The following is an 18,447-nucleotide window of genomic DNA, read 5'->3' on the forward strand; positions in this document are numbered from 1 at the left end:
GACTATTAACTTAGAGTTTGCGCCGGCGCGACACATATCCATGATGGTCAATGCTGTGTTTTGCAGTTTTCCATTTTGGTCAGGATATTGCCATTGTTCTTGTTATTGGTGATCCAACTCCGCCGGAAAGTGTGCTGTTTTTATTAGATCGACCCAAGACCTACGTGACCCTCTAATGCATTGTGCACCGGTTGCTTGGAGAAATGAAACGTGAGCTATTGATGAACTACCCATTTAACACAGGATCCAATCCAGTGCATGATCTTTTATTTGGTTATTAGTTTAATACCAGCTATGGTCTCATGCATACGGCCTTTTTGACGACCTGATTCCACCCTAGGTGGCGTTGTTGGTTTGATCAGCGTTGGGCTGTTGATGGACAAAGTTTTATCAGGCACCGTTATGAACGTCGCCCAAGGGTCAATGGGTTTTCATCTCAGCTTTGCATTACCCGACACGATCCCGAGCAGCGGAAATTTCCTAGATGTTTGGCATTGGCCTCGCGGTTGTGATATGTTCGCTTTTTCTTAGCCAAGCCGAAAGGTTTTTCCTAAGACGAGACATTCGTTGCCGCCACTAGATGTCAGTGATTTTTCCTTACTCATAGCTGTACTGCATTCGGAATACCGCATGGCAGAGCAAAACAAGACGGTTGCCAATATGAGACGTTAAATCTCCACTGATGTACTCCGCCATTTGTTGTGAATTACGGGTAACATGTATCCAACAGCACTGGTGGTGCGTAGGATCAAGCCAGTTATAACTACCACATTGATTGGTTATCACTATCGTGTGACACGGTTCATCTAGCATTGCTTTTGCTGTTTCTGCATTACGACGATAATGAATAGTCTGATATACCGCATCACTGCCACTGAGGAGCCAGACCTATCGGTAACCACTTCTCAATTTCGTTTGTGCGTTGTTTCATCTATATAAATAACAGCAGATTGTTTTACATGGTGATGCAGCGCCTAATGCAACGGCGTTAACATACTACTGACTCCTCCTTGGGGAAAAGTGGCTCGGACGGTATGGTTACAGTGCTGGCACCGACCATGGAATACCTGATATTCAGTAATATCCAACGATACTTTAGGTAACCCAAAGAGTTGATGACGATAGGTAGACTCCGTATTCGAGACAATATTCCAAAATTTTTAATAAAATTAATAAAATAAATTAGATAGGATAAATATGTAACATTTCACAAAAAACGTGTAACAACCCAATATTTTGACCTTTATGTAACATTATGCTGGAGCTAAAAAGCCCTCCAGTGAAATCATGACGTCCTCTAAATGATTGACATTCAGATGAGCGTAACGTTTAACCCTGCTAGGCGTTAAGTTACCCCGACAGAGCATCATTTTTAACTCAGGTGTGTTATGCATAGCCAAACGTGTAGCAAATGTATGACGCATTACGTGAAGTATACATTCAGGGTTATATTTGTAGCCTAGAGCCGTCCGAATCTTCTTCCAGTTATTTATAAATTTCGTTCCCGAAAGTCCTTCAAACGGCATGTGAAGACCTCTTTCTTTTCGTTCACGCATAATGTCAGCCGAACGTTTAAGCAGCGGAACTCGCCCTGTTTGCCCGTTCTTCTTGTCTCTGAGCATTATATGTGAACAATTTTCCATCACATCTCGCCATTCTAGTTTCTGTAGTTCCCAAGTTCTACATCCGGTGTCTATCGCCATAATGATAAAATCCGAGATTAAGCTTTTCTTGTTTAACTGAAACCAGTTCACAATCATTCGTTCTTCCTCTAAAGAAAAGAACCGTTTGCGCGCCCCTTATCTATTTTGCACCAAGGAAACAACGGAATGTACTAACAGTGTCCCAGAAACACACAGTGTTTAAGAACGACACGGAGTTTGCTAAGACTCTTATTAATCGTACTCCCAGCGTGCTCTAAAAATATCCAGTTAGTAATCTGCGTAGGTGCATAATTTAACAGCGGGTATTTCTGAGGTCTCTATGTTCCAGCCAAAAAGTCTAGTATTTCTCCAATTGCTTCCTGCTGGATTTCCAGTCCTTTTTGTATGTCCGGACTCCACGGATACACACACGCTCGTTTATAACCCGCTTCCAGCGTACCTGCCCTTGCTGAACTCACATCAGCTTCGACGGGAGATTACAGTGAAATGGCTAGCAAACGCAACGCTTTTTCGACAGCATCTCCGTAGGTCTTGCTACTTCATTGTTTATATTTCCCTTCTACCTTAAAGTCTGCTTGGTAGGATGTACCTCGCATACGTACACGAATGTTATAAATTTTCTCTTATTGTTCTAATATGTTCAGTTTTTACCTCACCTATGTTTATTTATCTCTTGTTTAGTCATTTATTCTCCTCTAAGTGTTGAGTTGTCATCCCTGTCAGTGCCTGCTGTACAGGCACACATATGATTGAAAGAAACCTCTGGTAGGTTCCCTTAAGTTTCCTATGGATTATTAAAAACAGGGCGGATTGCCTCAGCTACCAGAAGACCTTTAGTTGTTAACTCTAGGTATTTTGAACGATACTCATTGTAACCGTAGACAAATATACATAGACCGTAACCGTCCTTTGCTTCTAGTGTTAATCGTTTGCAGTGCCTACTGGCTGATGACTGCCCTATTGCTAGGATTTTTTGTATATAGTTGGAATTAACCGTTAGCCTTGGTTTGTTTACCACTTCCAAAAAAATGACCATTTGAAGCGGGTGCATTTCCTTATTTACTTCCTTCCTAAATGCCTCCAACTGCTTACAGAAACGCACAGCAGGAACACTAAAAGTTTGAGTTTCCACCAAATTACTAACCTCTTTTATATTTTTTAGCTGAATAAAAGGCCATAGCAATAAGTACATACACGCCTCGAGGTTGATGCACTCAAGACCCTTGCAAATAATTACGCTAGCCTCGTTGTGAATAGTGTTTCTTAACCCACACAGGTTTACTAGGAAAAATAGTATTTCTTTTGCATATCTGTATAGCTACTTTATTAAGAATGGTTTATCTCCATGGCTTCAAAGAGACCATAGCCCGTCTTTCATTTATGCATTAGCCACTGCTTTTTCCCTTTTATAGACTGAGAGTAACCTGTAGTTTCTTTTACATTCCAAATTATTAAAGAGCTGTATAGTTGTTCAGGTTTACCTGCCTGTTCCGCTATACGTTGGTGTAACGGGGCATTAATATGCCTCATCTTCTTTAATGTCGCAATGCTTGCATTGCGTTATTTTTCAGCTTCTCCTCCTTCTGGAGGAGTCTTATTGTTTTATATGTATAAAATATATTTAAAGAATCACAGTGAACTATAAGTGACACCTTCACAGTAAAATACGAAGAGTGATACCGCCTCAAAAAGTTGTTTATTCTAGGCCATTTAGGTTTTACGCTGTGTACCTCTACAGGTATTTCCGGAGGTATCACTGGAAGAAAAAGGAAGACTCATATATACGCGTGTGAAAGCGGAAAAATCTGCGTAAGTACTCATGACAAACGTGGGAATCTTAATCCCAGCAGTTGTTACATTCATTCCTATTAAACACTTTAAAATCAATAAACTGTGCAATCTTTTGGTAAAAGAGAGAATAAGACAATTCCGCAGCTATATTTTTCGTGTCTCTTTCGATAAGCTTGTAATCAATCAATAACTTATGCTGCATCATGACGGGTTCTAGCGTATCGCTAATACGGCATTCTTTCTGTACGTGGTGCCTTACCTATTTGATAAAGCAAGGGTAAATCTGGTTAACGAAAGGTCGTAGTAATTATCCAAACATACCGTCACCAAAATTAGACTCATAGATAATCTTATTTACCTTATGCATCTTCGCTGCCTTTGTGATTTCCGTTAAGTTCTGCAGGGCAGAGCCTTCCTGCAAACCTTCAGATTTAACGAGAAAGATATAACTATTTAGGAAGTAGGTAACATTATAAGCCATATCATCCTTACCTCGTCCTGAATGGTCTATGCTCAGTAAACGTCCTGTGAACGCGCTCACGGTCTCTGCCTAAAACAGGGAGCGGTAAGTAGTGGTTATTAGCCAAGCCTAGCACCTGTAGATCTGTGATGCGTTTAGCAGGATCATTGCACCAATCGTAGGACGTAGGGCCCTTCTCTCGCGCAATGTTTGACACAATTAAATCGCTAAGTCTCAGGGGGTACTTATCTGCATCACTGCGCGTTATGTCAAGCATGAACTGCAAAGCGAAGCCACATTTACCGTAAGACACACGTTACTCCATTAAATCCTCATTGGAGAAACGTGAAGGATTTTTGCTATGCACAATCCGGACTAAAGGGGTACTTCCTGCTCCTCCTGTCCTTTTAAATCCCTTTTGATCCTTCTGCTCTACTTTGTATTAAGGGGGCCAAATCCTTTGGTTTCGCAAGTTTTAGTACTTGTGCATGTGAACATTCCCCTACAAGCTCTCGAAGTTCCTTCTCGACAAGAACTGCGATAACACCGTAGATATCTGCAGGCTTGTTTGTGGCCGTCAAGTTGACGTATTGGCCAGTGTTTTTACAACGTAAAACTGCACCTAAAATTTGCAAACCAGAGCAGGACATCCAGTGCGAGGGGATGCGCGATAAGAACGTTTAGGGCTCTTTATATGACCACGCACGCTTAAGCTCTAGAGCTACCACCAGCGCTTTCCAAGGTTCATTGCACTCAGACCAGAAACTTCTGCTGTCTAAGGGGTCGTCCGCAAGTTTTAGGATGTACTTTTTATTCTCAGGCACCCAACGGAGCCATTCATCAAATGAGACCTTACTAGATGCCCCAAAGATTAGCGGAGTGGATTTCGAGCTACTTTAGGCCGTGTGTGCCACGGGCAGCAGCTTCTAAAAAGAGAAGGAAAGCTTTTGTAGAATCGGTGCCCTGAAAATTTAATTTGGATGTTACGTAGACTCTCATTCGTCTATCACCTTGCCAAGGGACATAGAAGTTATCTTCCCCAGCATACTTTTCGGCTAAACCTAACATAAGAGCGTGTGACATACGCTTAGAGCGGTTGACGGTTTCTGCTCTGTGGAAAACTGTGCAAGCTTGTTGGTAAAAGAAGAGTGTTTCACTGTCGGTATCACACGCTGTGGAACACCGGACGTTCTTGGAAAGAACTCGAGCTTTGTTCAGCGGAATACCAATATATTCCGACCATGCGACAGCATTATCTCGAAAACACTCACACCACTGGTGGATGGCCTTATTTATTACTAGATGTGTCTCTTGGATACGATTGATGGCATTTAGCACTCCAGCTATCTCCACTTTTTTAAGTTGCTATAGGTTACTTGTCTTCACGATGCTAAGCGCTGGTAAAGCTTGCGTTAGATAAGCACCTCAATATAGCGACTTATTTGTCCACGGGCGTGGTGGAACTAGAAATGGTTGGCGTTAAGGATGCAATATCAGTGCCAATTAGTTGGCGACACTCCTGTATCCAACGGTTGAGCTCGGGGTTAAGGTGTAAGCACGGCCAGCTCTTGAGCTTACCATTCCCTTTCCTAGAGACAAAAATGCTCACCTAGAACCAGTCAATATGATTATTACGAAGAACAATTAAGGCTTGACCTATCGCCATCTTTTCGTTGTCAGGCCATGCAAATGATGGTATTCCCGCAGCGTTCTTGAGGAACCACCTCAGCGAAGCACATTTCTCGTGTAGCCTGCTTTTAGTCGTAACGTTTGCAGTTGCACGACGGAATGTATTCATGTCCACACCTTCGAGATAAAGAAAATCTATCTCGTCTTGTAAGTTCTTAGCTATCCGCACCGCTATCTTTAGAGAGGGATAATTAACTGCTGATGCCATCGACACAGGTATTTAAAACAATGGTAGCTATTACCCTCGTGTCGGGCATGTATCCAAGGACCTCATGCACTACGTGCGGTTTACCTCTTTTTGGCGCTGTGTAATAGGCAGTGAGAACTGTGGTGAACTCATCGATGCTTTTATCTATTAAAAGTGAGCCGTAAGCCGTATTTGATTTCTTTTCCTCGCTGGCTACTGTAGTCAGGTCATTCATGATTTGTGTGTACTTACTGTTGATTTGTCGGATATAAAGTTCGTGAGGAGCTGTCATGTTTAGTTTCAGGTCTTCGGTAGTTGGATGAGTGAAACTTACAGTTGTTTCAGACGTGAGAATGCCTACGAGAGTCATCGTATAGAATCCTTTTTATTATTTTTTGGTTTAAATCATTGGAAGTGGAGCTGGGAGTAAGACTTACGGTGATTTACAGTTCTCTTGCTTCTCTTATTCTTCTATTTTCCCTTCCCTTCCTCCACTTTTATCTACTTATCTATACATCAATATCTTGATTTCTAACACACGTCTTCCAGAAACCTTCCATACTAAAAGTATTAATAATAATAAATGAGAGCGTTCTTACGCCGAATATACTGTAAGTATTTCTATCCCTTAATAAGAACTCCCAGCTACACAAATGTGTTCTTTATCAACAATTGAGGTGTAATATGGAATATCAAATTACAGTGTGTACTGCAGGCTCATATAAAAAAGCCCCTATCGTCAACCAAGGCTACTGCATTACTACTTTAATTTTAATGACTTATAAAGTTATTGCCTATCTTCTCTAAAATGCACTCCCTCTAAGCTAAGTTAAGCGTTGGGAACAATATTCCCACCGCATTAGGTGCAGCAGGTATCTAGCTGACAATACACAATGGAATCGGTTTCTTTGAGCTCGCTTACTGGTCTTGTGTGTCCATCATGGCTAGGCTGAGCGCACATCTGATTTCGACTGAGAGGGTGTTGAGCTTTTTTCGTGCATCCCTTGCTGCGGGGGACTCTGACAACGGAGAACTTGATGAGTTCCGTGAACTAGCAGACAACTTATCTTCGTACTCACGTAGATTGTACCATAGTTCACGGATGAGTTCATTTGCTTGCTTGGAGCACAATTATTCCACCGTGGGTGATTCATTTTCAAAATGCTTCTTTTCCATGAAGCCAATTTGGCAGTCTGAGAAGATCACTCAATAGGCAATTGTCGATTGGGAGATGATCATCACTTATTGCTTTTTAATGGGGGACTGGTGAACGATCACTTGATTGGGTTGATGCTGACGTTGCGGCATGCGGTGATAACCAATGGTGATATCTGATTATGAGTGGGCTCTATTCTTACCGGCTCCAGTCGTCTCGTTACACCATGTACTTACCCTTACTTCTAAGGTCAGGTTCAAGAATATATACGGGTGGATTTGAGAGCACAAGCGATTCAATCAGAGGACTGGGTGTTAACCATCACCTCTGGTGGCTGCACGGCGCTTCGCTTATTATCAATAATAACCTAAAGTGGTTACGTCCAGAGACCTCAATCTGACGCAAAGTTACTTGCTGGAGTTCAACCGAACGGTGCTCGCTATATTTGACGATCTCACTTGTCAGTAGTTTTTAGCTAAAAAATAGTATCATTTACTCCATGTTAGTTCGTCACAATTTTGATTACAGAGATGAAATCCTGCTTTGTGCGAAATATCCAATAAATGTGTTGATCCTGTTTAGTAATGTAAAGTGCTTAAAGAGTTATAGTGATTTCTGGTGTATGGGTAGGAAATAATGCGGTGTAGCCTGTTGATTGATCTCGCCAGATTAACAACCAACAAGGAATACACCGCATGGATAATAATCATAATGTTACCGAGCTTCATAAACTAGGAAAACCCGCTTAATGAACTGCTGAAACAAGGCGCACAGTAGGTATTGATTCAAGCTATAGAAGCCGAGGTTCAATCTTTGCTCGATAATTTCACATCACTCCAAGCTAACGGAAAGTAGGGAGTGGTTCGCAATGGCCATTTGCCTGAGCGGCACCTATCAATTGGGCTAGGCGACATTACCGTCCAAGTCCCAAAGATTCGAGATAGAACAGGGAGAGGGATTAAGTTCAACAACACACTGATTCCGCCCTATCTCAAGCGAATCAAAAACATTAGAAGAGCTTATCCCTTGGCTCTATCTGCGGGTGATATATACAGGCGATATGCAGCCAGCCATAGAATTGATTTTAGGTAAGAAAACCAAGGGGTTGTCAGCAAACAGTGTTTCTTTACTCAAACAGAAATGGGAAGCAAAATACGACTAGTGGCGTAAATCTAACCTAAGTAAATGGTGGTATGTCTACATTTAGGCCGATGGTATTTACTGCAAAGTTCGGATTCATAACAAGCTTTCCCTGCTTGTTGTCATTAGCATCGATGATACTGGGCGCAAGGAAGTGCTCTCCGTTGTTGATGGATACAGAAAGCCTTCTGACAGTTCGAAACACGATATGGTGCTAAATATCCCAAAGCAGCAGAGTGCCTGACCAAAGACAAAGTGGAAATGCTGGCGTTTTACGATTTCTACACCGAGTACTGAACACATATTCGAACGACAAACCCCATTGAATCAATTTTTGCAACGGTGAGGCTAAGAACGAACAAAACCAAGAATTGTGGAAGCCAAAAAACGATACTGGTAATGGTCTGCAAATTGATGCAAACCTCTGAGGTTAACTGGCGTAGGCTACGAGGCCTTAAATTACTCTCGGATATCAACAAAGGCGTGAAATTCAGAAATGGTATTCGTGAAATAAACGTCAATCATCAAGATACTGCTCTAGAAGTTGTACACCAGATTTGACCATATCTCGTACTTAAAACGTGTAGAAATAAACTCCACCCTTTAAATCTGTAAACCAGCCATTGCTCCAATTTGTGTAAGTTGTGGTAGATTTTATCAATGCTAGGATTACGTAAATAAGTGTTCAGGTCATTCATGACTTACCAAGTCTGTAGCTCCTTGTTCAGCAAAGAACATGGAGTATTCGGTGCACTACATACATCCAAAACCAACCGTACTCCCTCCGTATCAGCTCGGTATCCTTTGCACGGTTCTTTCTTAATTGGTTCATCGTTGTCGAAACAACACACCAACTTTTTCTCTACTAGAGAACGCCCGTTAATCTCTTCAACAGCAGAACCACTAGAAGCAATGGCAGTGATAGTGCCTTTGTTGGTAACGTTCCTGATCATTGGTAGCAATGATTAAGATCAAAATTGATGGCAGACTCAACAACAATGACCATTTTGGCACGGCGTAGTACCTGTATGTCTTAAATGTATGGAAAAACTAGTTTCTCTCCTTTAGAGCCTTAGTCTTTAAATCACCATTAAGCCATGGATTAAAGAATTGGTAATCAATTACCTTCACTTCATTGCTATGAATACAATATGTAAAAAACGCAATATCAAAGCCACCATAATCCATATCCCCATCGGTATTTTTGGGACCCATCTAGGTTGAAGAATTAAAGACTTTGCGCTTTTGCAGCATATCGATCACTTTGCTAGAAATGCCCAGCTCATATCACCCACCTGACCACAATAGATCACAAAATCCATGCAGCTACCATTTTTGCCATTGGCGTGATCTTTCCACATCATTTAGTCCGCTGCCTTGGTATCAAAGACGCTCACGCTTGGGTATTTATATACAGATCTTTATAAACGTGGCTTTTCCAGAACGAGTGACTTTAAAGCTAGTCTTTTTTGGTTGGCACATATAAAGAATAGATCCAGTAATTAGATTAACCATAAACCGCACACCCCTTCAGTGCCAAAAATACTCTATTTGGAATATGTTTTAGTTGATCAATGACTGTTTTGATGATTGATTGTATTCTCAGTATCAGACGATCACAAAAAGTGATGAAACTGTAGGATCACCTGATGCTCCGGAAACAATTTAGTATTGAACCCGTTTTTGACCAACTAAAAAACATATCCTAAATTCAGCATTCTCAGCACTGTAGTTGTATCAGCTGTATGGTCAACTTACTGGCGGGGTTCATAGCATATTCATTTCAACCAAAGAAATCGGTCATCAAGATGATACTAGTTGATAAGCAAGCGCTTATGCAGATCTGAGGTTAAATTACGTATAATACATTTTAAAACCACGAAACCTAGATTGATGAAAAGATACAATAATCGTCATGACCTTACTAATTAAAAGGTGATAAGGTTTATTTCTTATTTTGGAATCTGAAGTCTGGATTTTGTCCCAAAGCAGGAAGAAAAGTTTAATAAAAATCGTTGATATCAGTAAGAACAGGCTCTAAATTATTCATGCCCAAGTCCTTATGAGACTGATAGTTTTACTCAAACGATCAGATCATGATCTTGGGCATTTAGTTCATTTCTTATGCACAGCTCAGTTTGATTAGACTTTCTATTAAAACGAGAGGTGTTAGCATCTGATCTCATCAGAGAGACAACCAGCATATCTCCACAATCTTTTTTACCTATTAAAGCATTACGCTTGAAATGCTGAGGCTCATAATTGAAAACATTTTTAGGCAGATTAAAGTATAGGCGTATTATAGGCAGCTTCTATTGGGACAAGTGAGACAAGACAAGAATTTCTATACCGATGACTTATAATACCAAAATAAAAACGTTGAGCAGATCCTGAGTGATGTGGCCAACGTGTTAAAAACACTTAGCGTTTTGACCGAGCTATTTTTTTCTGATGAATCGATAGCGGAAATGGATTATGTGTTTCATTAGTTGGTTCTCGTATGAAATGCCTAATCTTTCATGGTCATTAAGTGCTATTAAACAGCATGGTATCTGTAATGGTAGATACCCAGATGACTACCACGTTGGTAGTCATACCAACGTGCCTTACAACTCATTAGATAGCTAACCCCGAAATGCAATGAACTTGATGAATAACCATTTATCATTTAGAAGAACGACAATGGATTGCTAAGAAATTTATTCAAGCTCTGCTTATCATCTTATTGATACAGAGTAATCAAGCTGTTAAATCGCTTCTCACAAAGTAGCATAAAGAGAATAGTTATTATTTATGGAAAATAAAGGAAAGACCTATAGGGATAGAGTATCCCAGCTTATTAGTTGGGGACACTGGTTCAGTTTTTTTAATATAATAACAACCATGTTACTGGGTACTCGGTATATTGTTCACTTCAGCTGGTCAGAAACTTTACTTGGGCAAATCTACCAGTTACTAACATGGGTCGGTCATTTCTGGTTTCTCGTTTTCGCTGTCTATATTTTAATCCTTTTTCCTGCCAGTTTTATCATCCCTTCTCAACGGGTAATGAGATTATTTGCCGTTTTGGTGGCAACAATTAGTATAACGATGCTGCTAATTGATATATACGCTTTTGAAACTCTTCATCTTCACTTAAATCCCTTGGTGTGGGAGTTGTTGCTAAACAGCGAAAAAACTAACATGAATGTCCACTCCATGAATGTACAATGGCAGTGTTTATTTATAATTGTTCCTGCCATCCTTTTTCTTGAGGTTGCCATATCAGAATGGGTTTGGCGAAAGCTTCGCTCGCTATTACGTAAACGCATCGGTGTACCTCTTTCCGTTGTGTTTATTGTCAGTTTTATTACTAGCCATCTTATCCATATTTGGGCAGATGCCTCCTTCTACAGCCCTATCACCACCAAACGCTCTAACTTCCCTATTTCGTATCCCATGACGGCAAAAACCTTCATGGAAAAGTATGGTTTACTTGATCGCCAAGAGTATCAGTACCAACGAGACGAAATCGATCCGCAAGACAGTAAAGTGATCCGCTATCCCCTTGATAAAATTTCTTTCTCGCCAAACGCAAACAATTCTCAGCTAAATCTACTCATGGTCATGGTGGATAGCCTTCGAGCAGATATGCTTAATTATCTAAGTATGCCTAACCTAAATCAATTTGCCAACGATAATATAAACTTTAAGAATCATTTCAGTTCGAGCAACAATGCAATGGGTAGTATTTTTAGCTTATTTTATGGCTTGCCTAGTAGCTATGCACAACGCGCAAGAACCGAGGGGCTAAACCCGCTTTTAATTGACACGCTTAACAATAAGGGCTACCGCCTAGGTCTATTCAGCGCTGATAATTTTACTAACCCAATTTACTGCCAAAGTATCTTTGGTAAATACAGGTCTGACGCTGCCAAGCTTGAGATTAATAATACATGGATTTCTGATAGCACAGCCACCTCAGCACTTACAATGTGGATAAACGAAAAAAACACAGATAAGCCTTGGTTTGCATATCTTGAACTGAAGAGTCTCACCAATCACGAAAAAAGTGGCGAATATAACCATAACCGATCATCCCTAACATCATTGGATGATAAGCGAGCAAGCATGGGTGACAACACTGCCCTAGTACTAAAAACCAGCTACAACAACGCTGCTTATTATGTAGATAAATTACTGGGTGAATTATTCATCTCACTTGAAGTGAAAGGACAATTGGACAACACCATTGTTATGGTCACCGCAAACCACGGTACTGAGTTTAATGAAACAGGGTCTAACAGCTGGGGGGCAAATTCGAACTATAGCAAGTACCAGCTTCAAGTTCCATTAGTGGTTCATTGGCCTAATGAACCACCACAAGTTATAGATATGTACAGCTCTCACTTTGACATTGTTCCCACACTGATGGAATCAATGCTTTCTGTAGACAGTCCCCCTGAAATATACGCCAGTGGGAGGAACCTGTTTAATCTTGTCGAAAAGCCACACAAGTGGCTTTTGGCAGGTAACGAACGTGATATCGTGGTAGTCCTGCCAGATAAAACAATCGTCGTCGACAAGTTTGGCAACTACCTTGTTTATGATAGCAACTACAAATTGCAGCCAGAAGAAAAACCGCAATTGTTAGTACTAATGCAAGTTATTCAGGAGCTTAAGCGCTTCAACTACCCTAACGAACTAACGTCGCGAATAAGAAATTAACTAAATGCCCAAGTCGAAATCTGATCGTTTGAAATAAACTATTGACTGCATAAGGACTTGGATTTGAATAACTTAGACGCTGTTTTCGTCGATGTCGACGACTTCTGCCAGACTTTCCTCCCTATGCAGGGAGGAATACCTAATATCTTCCGGTGTCAAACAAAGAAACAAGCCTTCTCACCTCTCAGTTAGCGAGGTTCTGACGATAGTTATAACTTTCTATCAATCGGGATATTGAGACTTCAAAACCTATTACATCCACTTTGTTTACCGCTACCTCACCAACGAATTTCCTAAACTATTCAGCTACACGCAAATGTTCAAGTTCATGCAAGGTGTTCTGGTTTCGCTTTACTCTTACCTCACTCACCGTCAGATAAGGCTGACAGGGATTGCCTTCGTTGATTCGTCCAAGTTATAGGTTTGTCAAAACCTACTCATTATCAAACATTAGGTTTTTAAAGGTACCTCAAAGCGAGAAAAAGGAATGATGGGAATTCTACGGCTTCAAATTACACCTTATTATTAATGACCATTGTGGCATTCTCTTAGTCAAAGTGACAACGGCTAACGTGGATGATAAAAATCCTGTATCGGAAATGGCTGATGAATTTTGGGGTGTTTATACGGAGATAAAGGTTATATCTCTGATCCATTGAAGCGGAAACCTGCAGACAAGGGAGTGATACTGATAACGGGTGTGAAAAAGAATATGAAACCCAAAGTGATGAAACTTTGGGATTACCTGATGCTCCGGAAACGATTTATTATCGAAACCGTTTTTGACTAACTAAAAAATATATCCCAAATCGAGCATTCGCGGTACCATTATTGTATCAGATTTATGGTCAACTTGCTAGCGGGGCTCATCACGTATTCATTTCAACTAAATAAGTAGCACTTCAAGATAACTCGGCTTGATAAGCGAGCGTTTATGCAGATCTTAGGCTAGGTTAACTTAGGTGGTGATAACCTCATGAGGAAACACATCAACGGCAAGATGAAGATTGCGCCAGATATGCCATGTATCCTTACCGTGTTTACGCGTTTTCCGTTCGCCTTCACCGTATACTTTTAGATTTGTGGCATTAATAACAACGTGGGAGAGAGCTCCTCGACTCGGCAAATAGTACTTAACTTCTACTGTCTTCGAATGCATTACTAATGCAAGTATATTTCGGGGATTCCAACGGGACATTCATCAACGTAAAAACTGAATTGAAAAATACTTTTCACTATCAGTTCCGTTGCAATCGCGGCATCAGAAAATATAAACCCACTGCCACGATGACCGTGATGCATTAGACAATGCTAAACCTTGATGGCAATATCATCTATCCAAAAAGTGACTGAACCACGGTTTACTAATGCTTGATTATATTTTTCCAAATTGCTAATTTTGTGACCTTTCATATAATTACCCCTGCTTAACTCCATGATTATCTAATCGTAGAAATTGCGATTAATTCAGATATTTGAGAAAAAATGCCCTACCACGTTGTCAGTCATGCTGACAAGTCTTCCCACTTATTAAATATATGCACTTTATAAAGTAATCAAAAACGTAACCCACGACCTGCCTGCTTTTTATTCAACCCGTTTAATTCCATAGAGTAAATCAAGAAATATAATTGACACCGTATTCTAGTACTCGTAGCATACTTCTAATAGTATCGGTCTGTAGCGCAGCTTGGTAGCGCACTGTCATGGGGTGGCAGGGGTCAAGAGTTCAAATCTCTTCAGACCGACCATTATTTAGCCTGTAATTCAATGAGTTACGGGCTTTTTTATGTCTAGTAAAAATAGCGGCACCAAAACTGTACCAAAATTCAGGTCATTGGTGCGCAGCTCGCGGACCTGTATTTTAGTCCCTAATTCCTATCTCTGCAGCGGGGACTTGCACCCACTCAACGTGCCCATCTTTGTATACTTTTGTGCTCTTAGCATTGGTGTGAGCAGCGCGGGCTTGTGAGGGTCATGACCAGCATTGTCATACAAGTGAATTGCTAGGCCTCGTATTTCGTGAAACGTCAGCCTGCACTCTGCGGCCACTTTCTTTTTCACACCTGCTAGGTTTAGATATTTCGAGAACGCACGGATTAAGTATTTACGGTTAATTTGAGTGAGGTGATCGCAGTGCTTACTCACTTCATTGCTAATTCGTGACGGCATACGGTGAACAACATACTTATAGCGAACATTATCATGGCTTTCATTAATGATTTTGAACAGTGACGGCGTCACAGGTATAACAACGCGGCTTGCTTCCTTATGTTGAACCTTCTGACGATGGATCCGCAAATAACCACTCACCAGCAAACCACCTTCACTCACTGGCTCGGCTAACAACTGCACGTCAGTATAACGAACAGAGCATATTTCGTTTACCGCATGCGTAGTTTCCAGCGCCAAATCCATTGCTGTTCGTAACCACGAAGGAGAAACGATCCAAATGGCGCGGTATTCGTCCAACGTAAGGCGCTGACGTTGTTTTTTCTCCTTGGGTTTACATACTTTTCCCAAATAAGGTTTTTTGCCGCGACGTTGATGCACAGCATCTGCGAATGTACTCATTTTCTGGTAGCTGCTTGCGCATAGACAACATGAAATCTTCATTCAAGATCCCAAACTCAATACCCAAGTAACAATCAACGGTAGGCAAACAGGTGTATTCACCGGAATCAATCAGACCGCTCAACGTATCCGCGCCCTTGAATACGCCGGTGATACGAATTTGTGGTTTGTTGATGGAGGTTTTGCTGGCACCAAGACGACGACTTGAGCCCATGATCAGCAAGAAACGACCGAACAAACGATCAGCATCTAAATCATCCACTTCTTCTAGCGATGCCCACGTTAAGTCGCCACCATCGACGTTGGCCATAATGCCGTATGCACGGGCTTTTGAATGGTTGGCAAATTCGTAATAGGTATCCGCCATCTACTTGCGGCCAGATTTGTATGCAACATATCCGCTCGATACATCAGAGCGGCGCATTGCATCAAGGTGGTAACCAAGGTTTACCAATGATTGGGCTTCACGCGGCGTGCCAATACCGCCTTCTTGGTCTCCATGAATAGCATTGTGTTCGAGCAGATACATCTCTTTCACCGCCGTTTTTCCTGTTCGGCGGCAGCTATTATCCACAGTGTTATCGTGGCTGTCCATTTCTTCCATTTTGAGCAACTGCTCGGGATCCAATTTGACGTTATGAATGTGCTTGTGCCACATGCTGTGGTTACCGGCATAACGCTGGATCTCTATTTCTGCTAGGCTTTGAATTTCAATGCGCTGTTTGGCGCTAATGCGATCAGCCATGTGAGTCTACCTCGGTATAATCGGCATCCTTTACACCTTGTTCTTGGTGGTGCTCAATTAAGATATCGTCATTACTCACTTTCTTGCGGGAACGTGAAATCATGTCACGTAATCCACTCATTTGGTCGGCCATCTTACGCTGATATTCAAGCACCGATTCACGTTCATCGTCCTTCTCAATGGTACGTCCCAGCTCAATGCCTTGGTCGGTCTGTACTTTTGGCGTCATGTTGAGATCAGCCAGTGAGAGGTTGTTTTTGCTCAGCATATCGAGCATCGGTTTGAGCAACGGGTGCGCTTTAATCTCTTCAATCGTCTGCTCTTGACCGTTATTATCTTTGTACTTACCGATATGAAAGCCACCTTCTTTCTTGAAGTCCTACACCGAATTTCTCAGCGCAACACCATCCACCACAATGGTCTGCATCATGTCTTGGAAGATAGCAACCATGTTGGCCTGATTGATGGTATGTAATTCGGTGAGTTTGCTGGGATCACCAGATTGAAACGCGATCAGGTGTTGCATCATCAATTCCGTTCGCATGGTGCACGCCGGTTGGGTGGAGCAGTACGCGTGGTCAACGTCGCAAGGGGCACATTGCGGATATTTACCAAGGAGAGCGGGGAAAAACATGGCTGTTTTGGCGTTGGCACCCTGCTTCATCGCATTAAATCGACTGAGTGAGCGGTTGTTATAACCGTCAAGATTAGCCGAAGACTTGGCTTTCCCCTAGGTGGTTCTCGGCCCCGTCGCGTTGAGCAACGCGCAAAACTGCCCGACTTCCCAATTCACTTGCTGCACTTCACGCTGACAATTGCCGCAGGTGCCGAAATAGCGAAACGTGCCCAGCTTCTTTTATCAGGATAGGTTTGATCTCATTCATGGCTTAACGCTAATGGATCTTGCCGTATTGAGAGAGGGTGTCACGCGATGCCAGCGCATGAAAAAAACTACTCAATGATGAATTCGACAAATCACGCCCAAGCCAAACCTGCAGCTGATTGCGCACCCAACTTTTACTCGCATTTTGGGTCAGCAATTCCACGATCAAGATGTTTTGCAGGTGCACCATCCAAACTACCAGAGACGGCAGATAAATTTGATTTTGAGCACGAGAGGGAATGAAGGAAACACCATGTAGCACCCGCAAAATAAAGCGTTATTGCTCGGCGCTGCAGGTGACATAAATCTCAAAGAAAGGTTTGATCAGCCGACACCCATCCAGCCACTCTTCAAAACTGTCCGCATCAAGGGCATCCAGCTCCGCCGTAAAGTGCGGCACCACAATTCGCAGCTGGCGTTCCTTTCTCAACGTTTCGAGGCGTCGCCATAACTACAACCACAGTTCAGGACCAAGGTAATCGGCAATCATCTTCCAGTGGGAAGAAAGTTTCAAACAAGAAACCGCTGCTGCCAACTCTTGGGCACTTAGTGAATATTCTAATTTGGTGCAGTTATCTAGGTACCTACCTCCCCCTGTGGGGGAGGTGTGTTTTCCTATGCCGAGCCCCCACCCCTAGAGATGAGACCTGATGATCATGAAGACAAAGGGGGATTTCTAAGATTGAGCTGCGCATTATACAAACCTCCGTGAATTCTCAACCGAGTAATCACAAGAGCTCGGGCACCTCAGTAGATAGATGAACTGCACATATTGTGTTTATGTGCAGTTCAAATAGATAAATTTAGTGTTCGCCTTCCATCATCTGCAAGACCTCAACCAATTTACCATCGATAGATGGTAATAAGAAAAACAACGATTCGCCAGTAAAGTTCTCAAGAGGCCCGTCTTGTTGCCCAGCCAGTACTGAGAGACCATGGATCATAAGATGAGCTTCGTTAATAAGGGAGTGTGAATCACTAGAAGTTGGCATAGGAGCCCCTTTTTGATGGTTAATATCACCACTCAGAGGTGTTAATCGCTGGGGTGGTGAGCTGAACAAGGTTAACACTACCATCAAAAAGGAAACGGCCTGCCGAGGCAGCCTCGCCCAACCCACCATAATTCAGATGTGCTAAAGCTTACGCATAAAAAACCAGCAAAATGCTGGCGACTACGCGCCTTTTTGATGTTCGGAGTGTTAATTCCAGCACTGGATTTTGCCAGTACACCGCCAGTGTAAGCTGCTCATTTTATTACTGTCAAGCACTGAATACATTACGTGACCAATATCACGCCTTAGGGTTTGATCGTTATATTTAACAGTTCCCTAACATCGCAAGAATACCCGCCAGCGCCCAGTATATCTGATATGTGGAAATAAGTTAAAGACAGGTTATATGTGTTCTAAGAGTTAAAACGCCTCTATTTCTAAGCTGCCTGTGCGGCAGTG

Annotated in this window: 18 protein-coding genes, 1 tRNA gene and 6 pseudogenes; 6 read left to right on the forward strand and 19 right to left on the reverse strand. The window is 42.0% G+C overall.

What is annotated here, in order from left to right; all coding sequences use genetic code 11:
- Positions 1 to 597: 597 nt before the first annotated feature.
- The 9 genes and pseudogenes from BTN49_RS06875 to BTN49_RS14030 form a co-directional block, all read right to left on the reverse strand.
- A pseudogene (locus tag BTN49_RS06875) lies at positions 598 to 873 on the reverse strand (IS66 family transposase); the annotation flags it as partial.
- Between the two features lie 380 nt (positions 874 to 1,253).
- Positions 1,254 to 1,703: a tyrosine-type recombinase/integrase gene (locus BTN49_RS06880; protein ID WP_158523673.1), complete on the reverse strand. Its 450-nt coding sequence runs from the start codon at positions 1,701 to 1,703 to the stop codon at positions 1,254 to 1,256.
- 745 nt (positions 1,704 to 2,448) lie between these two features.
- Positions 2,449 to 2,796 carry a MarR family winged helix-turn-helix transcriptional regulator gene (locus tag BTN49_RS06885; protein WP_223823745.1) on the reverse strand — a complete coding sequence of 116 codons (348 nt, stop codon included), beginning with the start codon at positions 2,794 to 2,796 and terminating at the stop codon, positions 2,449 to 2,451.
- Between the two features lie 966 nt (positions 2,797 to 3,762).
- Entirely contained in the window at positions 3,763 to 3,996 is a 234-nt protein-coding gene (locus tag BTN49_RS14025; RefSeq protein ID WP_150138912.1) for a hypothetical protein, read from the reverse strand.
- Between the two features lie 326 nt (positions 3,997 to 4,322).
- Positions 4,323 to 4,787: pseudogene (locus BTN49_RS17795) on the reverse strand (DNA-directed RNA polymerase).
- Positions 4,788 to 4,806: 19 nt separating this feature from the next.
- Positions 4,807 to 5,253 carry a hypothetical protein gene (locus BTN49_RS06900; protein ID WP_097356570.1) on the reverse strand — a complete coding sequence of 149 codons (447 nt, stop codon included), beginning with the start codon at positions 5,251 to 5,253 and terminating at the stop codon, positions 4,807 to 4,809.
- A 271-nt stretch (positions 5,254 to 5,524) separates the two neighbouring features.
- On the reverse strand, positions 5,525 to 5,773 hold the full coding sequence (locus BTN49_RS06905) for a hypothetical protein (protein WP_146679240.1): 249 nt from the start codon (positions 5,771 to 5,773) through the stop codon (positions 5,525 to 5,527).
- Positions 5,774 to 5,795: 22 nt separating this feature from the next.
- Positions 5,796 to 6,161, reverse strand: a complete 366-nt coding sequence (locus tag BTN49_RS06910) for a hypothetical protein (RefSeq protein WP_097356572.1) — start codon at positions 6,159 to 6,161, stop codon at positions 5,796 to 5,798.
- Positions 6,162 to 6,709: 548 nt separating this feature from the next.
- A complete protein-coding gene (locus BTN49_RS14030; RefSeq protein WP_158523676.1) occupies positions 6,710 to 6,922 on the reverse strand; it encodes a DUF6444 domain-containing protein in 213 nt (70 codons plus the stop codon).
- A 778-nt stretch (positions 6,923 to 7,700) separates the two neighbouring features.
- Here BTN49_RS14030 and BTN49_RS06915 point away from each other — a divergent pair.
- Positions 7,701 to 8,648: pseudogene (locus tag BTN49_RS06915) on the forward strand (transposase).
- A gap of 140 nt (positions 8,649 to 8,788) precedes the next feature.
- Here the strand turns inward: BTN49_RS06915 and BTN49_RS13080 are convergent.
- Positions 8,789 to 9,049 (reverse strand): hypothetical protein, encoded by a 261-nt coding sequence (locus BTN49_RS13080; protein WP_146679242.1) that lies wholly within the window; start codon positions 9,047 to 9,049, stop codon positions 8,789 to 8,791.
- An 88-nt stretch (positions 9,050 to 9,137) separates the two neighbouring features.
- Positions 9,138 to 9,302: a hypothetical protein gene (locus BTN49_RS14035; protein WP_158523677.1), complete on the reverse strand. Its 165-nt coding sequence runs from the start codon at positions 9,300 to 9,302 to the stop codon at positions 9,138 to 9,140.
- A 425-nt stretch (positions 9,303 to 9,727) separates the two neighbouring features.
- Here BTN49_RS14035 and BTN49_RS22220 point away from each other — a divergent pair.
- The 3 genes and pseudogenes from BTN49_RS22220 to BTN49_RS22225 form a co-directional block, all read left to right on the forward strand.
- Positions 9,728 to 9,934: pseudogene (locus BTN49_RS22220) on the forward strand (transposase); the annotation flags it as partial.
- Between the two features lie 946 nt (positions 9,935 to 10,880).
- Positions 10,881 to 12,794, forward strand: a complete 1,914-nt coding sequence (locus BTN49_RS06925) for a DUF3413 domain-containing protein (protein ID WP_097356574.1) — start codon at positions 10,881 to 10,883, stop codon at positions 12,792 to 12,794.
- A 63-nt stretch (positions 12,795 to 12,857) separates the two neighbouring features.
- Positions 12,858 to 13,692, forward strand: a pseudogene (locus BTN49_RS22225) (IS982 family transposase).
- 69 nt (positions 13,693 to 13,761) lie between these two features.
- Here BTN49_RS22225 and BTN49_RS17800 read toward each other — a convergent pair.
- Positions 13,762 to 14,207 (reverse strand): annotated as a pseudogene (locus tag BTN49_RS17800) (transposase); the annotation flags it as partial.
- A gap of 261 nt (positions 14,208 to 14,468) precedes the next feature.
- Between BTN49_RS17800 and BTN49_RS06940 the strand changes: the two are divergent.
- Positions 14,469 to 14,545: transfer RNA gene (locus tag BTN49_RS06940), tRNA-Pro, on the forward strand.
- A gap of 127 nt (positions 14,546 to 14,672) precedes the next feature.
- Here BTN49_RS06940 and BTN49_RS15665 read toward each other — a convergent pair.
- From BTN49_RS15665 to BTN49_RS06965, 7 genes are all read right to left on the reverse strand, one after another.
- Positions 14,673 to 15,368 (reverse strand): site-specific integrase, encoded by a 696-nt coding sequence (locus BTN49_RS15665; protein WP_223823802.1) that lies wholly within the window; start codon positions 15,366 to 15,368, stop codon positions 14,673 to 14,675.
- Positions 15,301 to 15,735, reverse strand: coding sequence for a hypothetical protein (locus BTN49_RS17805; RefSeq protein WP_223823803.1), 435 nt, complete (start codon positions 15,733 to 15,735; stop codon positions 15,301 to 15,303). Before BTN49_RS17805 ends, BTN49_RS15665 begins: the two co-directional genes overlap by 68 nt.
- Entirely contained in the window at positions 15,736 to 16,113 is a 378-nt protein-coding gene (locus BTN49_RS17810) for a hypothetical protein (RefSeq protein ID WP_223823804.1), read from the reverse strand.
- Entirely contained in the window at positions 16,106 to 16,402 is a 297-nt protein-coding gene (locus BTN49_RS17815; RefSeq protein ID WP_223823805.1) for a hypothetical protein, read from the reverse strand. Before BTN49_RS17815 ends, BTN49_RS17810 begins: the two co-directional genes overlap by 8 nt.
- 90 nt (positions 16,403 to 16,492) lie before the next feature.
- Complete coding sequence (locus tag BTN49_RS17820; RefSeq protein ID WP_223823806.1) at positions 16,493 to 16,777, reverse strand: hypothetical protein; 285 nt, start codon at positions 16,775 to 16,777, stop codon at positions 16,493 to 16,495.
- 496 nt (positions 16,778 to 17,273) lie between these two features.
- On the reverse strand, positions 17,274 to 17,426 hold the full coding sequence (locus BTN49_RS14045; RefSeq protein WP_158523678.1) for a hypothetical protein: 153 nt from the start codon (positions 17,424 to 17,426) through the stop codon (positions 17,274 to 17,276).
- A gap of 373 nt (positions 17,427 to 17,799) precedes the next feature.
- On the reverse strand, positions 17,800 to 18,117 hold the full coding sequence (locus BTN49_RS06965) for a hypothetical protein (RefSeq protein WP_097356577.1): 318 nt from the start codon (positions 18,115 to 18,117) through the stop codon (positions 17,800 to 17,802).
- Positions 18,118 to 18,158: 41 nt separating this feature from the next.
- Here BTN49_RS06965 and BTN49_RS14050 point away from each other — a divergent pair, with 41 nt between their 5' ends.
- Positions 18,159 to 18,317 (forward strand): hypothetical protein, encoded by a 159-nt coding sequence (locus tag BTN49_RS14050; RefSeq protein ID WP_158523679.1) that lies wholly within the window; start codon positions 18,159 to 18,161, stop codon positions 18,315 to 18,317.
- Positions 18,318 to 18,447 lie beyond the last annotated feature (130 nt).

The organism is Candidatus Enterovibrio escicola (genome assembly GCF_002464935.1).
GTDB classification, from domain to species: Bacteria; Pseudomonadota; Gammaproteobacteria; order Enterobacterales; family Vibrionaceae; genus Enterovibrio; species Enterovibrio escicola.

Coding starts and splice junctions, on each gene's coding strand:
- BTN49_RS17805 (WP_223823803.1), bottom strand. CDS start 15,735: ATGGCGGATACCTATTACGAATTTGCCAACCATTCAAAAGCCCGTGCA.
- BTN49_RS15665 (WP_223823802.1), bottom strand. CDS start 15,368: ATGAGTACATTCGCAGATGCTGTGCATCAACGTCGCGGCAAAAAACCT.
- BTN49_RS14050 (WP_158523679.1), top strand. CDS start 18,159: ATGCTGGCGACTACGCGCCTTTTTGATGTTCGGAGTGTTAATTCCAGC.
- BTN49_RS17810 (WP_223823804.1), bottom strand. CDS start 16,113: ATGGCTGATCGCATTAGCGCCAAACAGCGCATTGAAATTCAAAGCCTA.
- BTN49_RS06965 (WP_097356577.1), bottom strand. CDS start 18,117: ATGGTGGGTTGGGCGAGGCTGCCTCGGCAGGCCGTTTCCTTTTTGATG.
- BTN49_RS06880 (WP_158523673.1), bottom strand. CDS start 1,703: ATGGCGATAGACACCGGATGTAGAACTTGGGAACTACAGAAACTAGAA.
- BTN49_RS14035 (WP_158523677.1), bottom strand. CDS start 9,302: ATGGGTCCCAAAAATACCGATGGGGATATGGATTATGGTGGCTTTGAT.
- BTN49_RS06925 (WP_097356574.1), top strand. CDS start 10,881: ATGGAAAATAAAGGAAAGACCTATAGGGATAGAGTATCCCAGCTTATT.
- BTN49_RS17820 (WP_223823806.1), bottom strand. CDS start 16,777: ATGAAGCAGGGTGCCAACGCCAAAACAGCCATGTTTTTCCCCGCTCTC.
- BTN49_RS06910 (WP_097356572.1), bottom strand. CDS start 6,161: ATGACTCTCGTAGGCATTCTCACGTCTGAAACAACTGTAAGTTTCACT.